5 protein-coding genes and 1 rRNA gene are annotated in these 5,710 nt (G+C 44.5%); all 6 read left to right on the forward strand.

Annotated elements, in window-relative coordinates:
- On the forward strand, positions 1–661 hold a 661-nt coding region (locus tag AC1DSE_RS29005; protein ID WP_477528615.1), incomplete at its 5' end, for an RtcB family protein.
- 521 nt (positions 662–1,182) lie between these two features.
- Positions 1,183–2,295, forward strand: a complete 1,113-nt coding sequence (locus tag AC1DSE_RS29010) for a slipin family protein (protein WP_477512871.1) — start codon at positions 1,183–1,185, stop codon at positions 2,293–2,295.
- A gap of 228 nt (positions 2,296–2,523) precedes the next feature.
- Positions 2,524–3,681, forward strand: coding sequence for a YecA family protein (locus tag AC1DSE_RS29015; RefSeq protein WP_477512870.1), 1,158 nt, complete (start codon positions 2,524–2,526; stop codon positions 3,679–3,681).
- Positions 3,682–3,725: 44 nt separating this feature from the next.
- Positions 3,726–4,490, forward strand: a complete 765-nt coding sequence (locus tag AC1DSE_RS29020; protein ID WP_339207115.1) for an AAA family ATPase — start codon at positions 3,726–3,728, stop codon at positions 4,488–4,490.
- Positions 4,491–4,511: 21 nt separating this feature from the next.
- Positions 4,512–5,015 (forward strand): CYTH domain-containing protein, encoded by a 504-nt coding sequence (locus AC1DSE_RS29025; protein ID WP_477512869.1) that lies wholly within the window; start codon positions 4,512–4,514, stop codon positions 5,013–5,015.
- Between the two features lie 244 nt (positions 5,016–5,259).
- A 16S ribosomal RNA gene (locus AC1DSE_RS29030) occupies positions 5,260–5,710 on the forward strand; the annotation flags it as partial.

Consider the following 5,710-nt stretch of genomic DNA (forward strand, 5'->3'; position numbering starts at 1 on the left):
TCAGTGGGGAGTTAGCAATCCAGACCCTAATCTGATCTATGCCCCGATTGCGAGTCAGGAAGGGCAGACCTACTTGAACCTGATGTATTCTGCGCTCAACTTCGCCGTAAGCAACCGTCATATGATTGCATTCGGTGTCCGTGAAGCTTTTCAGGAAGTGTTCGGAGCAAGTACAGAAATGCCGGTTCTCTATGATCTGATGCATAACTACGCGCTCAAGGAGTTTCACCGCAACCAGCCGATGCTCGTCCATCGCAAAGGGGCAACGCGTGCGCTTCCGCCGGGGCATTTTCTAAATACGCCGGTGTATAAGGAGACGGGACATCCCGCGCTCATCCCGGGCTCTATGGGAACTTCCTCTTATATTATGGTAGGCAAGGATGAGGGACTCAAAAACTTCTATTCTATTTGCCATGGAGCGGGGCGGGCGAGATCGCGAAAAGCTACGAAAGAAATGGTAACGGTGGATCAGTTTGAACAATCGCTGAAGGTTGGGACGGATGATGAAATACTCGTTAACCACGCTTCCTTGCAGGCCATTCTCGATGAATGCCCACAGGCATATAAAGACGTAGATCAGATCATCGACAGCGTTGTTGGCGCTTCTTTAGCTGCCGTGGTAGCCAAATGCAAGCCTATGGCTGCTATAAAAGGCACCTAGCTTTTATTAAATCGCTATTAAAGATAACTTCAATAATAGATGAGGTTCATGTACGAATGGTGTACCTTGGCTGGGATTTCTAAAAATCCCGCAGTGCATGCGCATACTATGCGCTTGTATACTGTATCGCTCATATCGTCTTAATCTCCCACAGGATAGAGTGGACTTAATCCCTCTATTGTCAATCGCCTAATCCGCGAAAAAGCTCTTCGGAGCACTCTGACTCCCTCCAAAGGAGAACTAATGTTGTAGATCTGATCTTAAGCAGGAGCACTCAGACGATGYCTCGGCACAATCACTGCAGCAAAACCTATGCAATCGGTGGATACCGATTGGAGCCAGCTGCCTCTTATAGCAGAGTAAGACATAGAACGAGCACAGATGGAAAGTGAATCCGAGCTCGACTATCGACAACGAAGCTGTAAAGCTGCTCTGCTCCCTTCTCAAGCCGGATTCCGGTCTAGCCGCAGGAGCGCTCCTGTTCCAAAGATCAACCAAACCGTGTAAAGAGGTGTTAAATCATGTTTAAAAAAGTGATTATCAAGAACGATGAACGAGGTCTGCTTTTCAAAAAAGGCAGTTACATAAAGCTTTTGCAGCCGGGCATATATCGCCATACATCATTTTCTGACGATACCGTTATTTTGCAAAATATTGCGAAGCGTTTCGCTGTTCCAAATATGGAGTTGAAGCTATTTCTCCACGATGAGCTGCTTGCCGAGCAGCTGACGATAGCTGATGTGCAGGATTATGAGTATGTACTGCATTTTGAGGATGGCAAATTTGCCGCATTGCTGACACCAGGGCTTTATGGCTTCTGGAATGTAATGAAAAAACATTCATTTATCCGTATAGACATTCGGAATCCAGAACTGACACCAGAGATCGATAGATCACTGCTGTCGAGGCTGCAAAGCTTTATGCAAGTGTTCGAGGTGGCAAGCTATGAAACGGGGTTGTTATTTTTTAATAACGTTTTGCAGCGCGAGCTTCGTCCAGGGAAATATTATTTCTGGAAAGGACCAACGAGCGTGCAGGTGAAGACGGTTGATCTGCGCCAGCTTCAGCTGGACATGACTGGACAAGAGATCATGACAGAGGACAAGGTGACGCTGCGGCTGAACTTTGTGTGCCAATACAAGGTTGTTGACCCGCTAAAAGCATTTCAGATTAAGTCGTTCGAGGAGCAGGTGTACATTTTGCTGCAGCTTATTTTGCGCGAATATGTCGGTACTCTAAAGCTGGATGATCTGCTGCGCATGAAGCAAGAAATCGCGAATTTTGTACTTACACGTCTGAACGAGCAGAAGGAGCATTACGGTGTACAGTTCGTTTCGGCGGGCCTCAAAGATATTATTTTGCCGGGTGATATTAAGGACATCCTTAATACCGTGCTGCTTGCTGAGAAGAAGGCGCAAGCCAATCTCATTACACGAAGAGAAGAGACAGCGTCTACTAGAAGCCTGCTAAATACCGCTAAGCTAATGGATGAGAACGGCACACTCTATCGTCTGAAAGAGCTTGAGTTTCTTGAGAAAATTTGCGAAAAAATCGGGACTATCTCGCTCACTGGCGGCGGTAATTTACTGGAGCAGCTTAATTCGCTGTTAAGTGTAAAAGGTATGGATAAATGATGATAGATTTTGAATAAGCCTCGTAGATCGCTTGATGATCTGTGAGGCTTTTATTTAGGTTCGAATCCGTAATTTATAGGTTGAGTTTACATTTTGTGATGAAATTAGTAACAGATTTGTTTGATTCCATCTTCGATTTTTGTTATCTTTGAACCTGCATGTCTTTTGAGTGTACCACTCATAATTCATAGAAGAGCATGAAATACATCTACGAGTTAGGAGATTATTATGACAACAAAGCAAGATAAAGCACTGGAAAAATTATGGCCGCCGCTTACCTATCCACTGTCTTATGCGGATGCGCTAAGCACATTATCGAAGCAGCAATTAACTAGAATACGTACGAATTTGGATATTAGCAACCTAAGCTCGCTTAATAAGCAGGGGCTTGTGGAGAAGCTTTCAGAGCTGATACCAGACAATCTACAAATGGCAACTCGTTGCTTTGATCATAATAGATTGAAGCTTGTTCAGAAAATAGTGAAAAACGAAGGTATTTGGGACAAGCCGCTTCTTGAATTGCAGCAGTATACTTATTTCCTAGAGCGTGGTATTTTATTTCCGGGAACGGTAGATGGCAAGCGTGTTGTGATGATGCCAGCCGAACTGGTGGAATTCATTAAAGCGGGGGACCTCTTAAAGGAAACGCCCATTCTTAATCGAAACACGGAATGGATACGGTTAACGCAGGGCCTACTCTATTATTATGGAACATTGACGATAGATCAGTTGAAATCATTTGTAATCTCAGAGGATGATCATCCTCTTGCTCAATATGATATTATGAACGTTTTGTTTGCTGCCCAAGATTACTATGAGCAATTTTTCATTGAAGAGAGTGGCTACATATCAGACTATAGGGTAGTAGATCCTGAGGCTATTGTGAAAGAAAGAGACCTTAGACATGATCTGGATTTTTGTCCATTTACGAAGCAGCAGCTTTTGAAAGCTGGAGAAGCAGAATATGTGGAGAGAAACAGTCACTATATGAATCTAGTCCGTTTTGTACTAGAGCGTTATGAGATTGACCGTGAAGAAGCTGATTTGATGGCTGAGGAATGTACAGATGCTGCGAGAAACGGAGATTCATTAGCTTCTGTTATTGAGCTGGCACAGAACTTTATTGAAATTCCTAATTCGGAGACAATGAGGAATATTACCGATTTGCTCGTTCCATTAATGAATAGCACGAAGCAATGGGCCATCAAAGGTTATTCCCCAGAAGAGCTAGCGGAGAAACGTGCAAACGTGAGCATGGTGCTGAATAATGCACCTAAGCCAGCTGCTCAAGCGGAAGTAATCGATATGCAAGCAAAGAAAAAAGTCGGACGTAATGAACCTTGTTCTTGCGGAAGCGGGAAAAAGTTCAAAAAGTGCTGCGGTTAATAGTAGAATCAGATTAGGCATAATCGAACTTGGAGGCGTACAGGATGAGACAAAGCCAGCAAGGTCTTTATTTAAGAAGCGTTAAGCTCCTTCGGGAGACAGTACCCTCCTTCGATTCTTATCCGTTTGATTTAAGTGCTATCCGGAGTTTAGACGAGCTGGAGTTCCATCCGAAAGTAACATACATCGTTGGGGAAAATGGAATGGGCAAGTCTACGCTGATGGAAGCGATCGCGATTGGACTCGGATTCAATCCAGAAGGCGGAACGATTAACTTTAATTTTTCTACAGAAGCTACGCATTCAGAACTTCATCAGCATTTGAGGCTTGTACGCAGCGTAAACAAACCAAGGGATGGGTTCTTTTTTCGAGCGGAGAGCTATTATAATTTGGCGACTAATATTGACCAAATGGACCGTGAGCTTGGCAGTGGACCACGCATTATTGATTCATATGGCGGGAAGTCTCTCCATCAGCAATCGCATGGTGAATCCTTTTTTGCAACGTTCCTCCACCGCTTTAACGGAAATGGTCTCTATATGATGGATGAGCCGGAGGCTGCACTTTCTCCTTTCCGCCAAATGGCGATGCTTGCACGAATTAATCAGCTCGTAGGGAAGCACTCACAATTTATTATCGCAACACATTCTCCGATTCTAATGGCTTATCCGGATGCCGTGATTTATAATTTGACTGCTGAAGGGATTGAGCGTACCGCTCTCGAGGAAACCGATCATTATATGCTTATGAAGAGGTTCATTAACAATAGGGAAAGAATGCTGGATGAGCTTTTCTTGGAGGAAGACTAATACAAAAAGGAGCTGTTATACATGTCATTAGAAATTGAACGCAAGTTTTTGCTGCCGGCGTTTCCAACTGCATTAATAGAAGAAAACGATTTGTTGGTGCTCTCCGAGCAAAGAATAGAACAAACCTATTTGGCTATCGACGAAAATCAAGAACTTCGTGTTCGGAGAATTGTTGATCTGGCGAGCGGCGAGGTTTCATTCACACATACCTTTAAGCTAGGCAACGGTCTATCACGTGAGGAAATTGAATATTCGATTTCTAACAGTATTTATGAACAGGTAGTAAACGCTTTTGGCTTCATACCATTGACGAAAAACAGAGTGACTGCAAAATGGAACGACCGAATCATTGAGATTGATACCTATGACCAAATCGAGCTTTCGGTGCTTGAGGTTGAGTTTGACTCCGAAGCATCTGCCAATGCTTTCATTGCACCAGCATGGTTTGGCAAGGATATTAGCTCAGAGCGTCAGTACAGCAACAAGAAAGTTTGGCGTGAACTGCAGCGTAAAGGAACGGAATAAAGATGGTTTTATGATAGAAATGAAGTTTTTTCAAAAAAGTTTATTTAAACGCTTGACCATTTAGGCATGTACATGGTATATTCTATTTCTGGCCGAGAGACACACGCGGWCARCAAGCAAAACAAGCAWGACAAACGAWAGAAWAGWTTGCTCTTTGAAAACTGAACAACGAGTAATAACTGCCCTTACGATTCTAACGAATCGTGAGAAAAGCGATAAAAAAGTWATGAGCAWKTCAAACACCAATTTGGAGAGTTTGATCCTGGCTCAGGACGAACGCTGGCGGCGTGCCTAATACATGCAAGTCGAGCGGAGTTGAWGAGGTGCTTGCACCTCTGATRCTTAGCGGCGGACGGGTGAGTAACACGTGGGTAACCTGCCTRTAAGACTGGGATAACATTCGGAAACGAATGCTAATACCGGATACGCGATATGGTCGCATGACTGAATCGGGAAAGATGGAGCAATCTATCACTTATAGATGGACCCGCGGCGCATTAGCTAGTTGGTGAGGTAACGGCTCACCAAGGCGACGATGCGTAGCCGACCTGAGAGGGTGATCGGCCACACTGGGACTGAGACACGGCCCAGACTCCTACGGGAGGCAGCAGTAGGGAATCTTCCGCAATGGACGAAAGTCTGACGGAGCAACGCCGCGTGAGTGATGAAGGTTTTCGGATCGTAAAGCTCTGTTG

Source organism: Paenibacillus sp. 01L418 (genome assembly GCF_056400045.1).

Excerpts from the sequence above, each read along its gene's own strand:
- AC1DSE_RS29010 (WP_477512871.1), top strand. The coding sequence starts at position 1,183 with ATGTTTAAAAAAGTGATTATCAAGAACGATGAACGAGGTCTGCTTTTC.
- AC1DSE_RS29015 (WP_477512870.1), top strand. The coding sequence starts at position 2,524 with ATGACAACAAAGCAAGATAAAGCACTGGAAAAATTATGGCCGCCGCTT.
- AC1DSE_RS29020 (WP_339207115.1), top strand. The coding sequence starts at position 3,726 with ATGAGACAAAGCCAGCAAGGTCTTTATTTAAGAAGCGTTAAGCTCCTT.
- AC1DSE_RS29025 (WP_477512869.1), top strand. The coding sequence starts at position 4,512 with ATGTCATTAGAAATTGAACGCAAGTTTTTGCTGCCGGCGTTTCCAACT.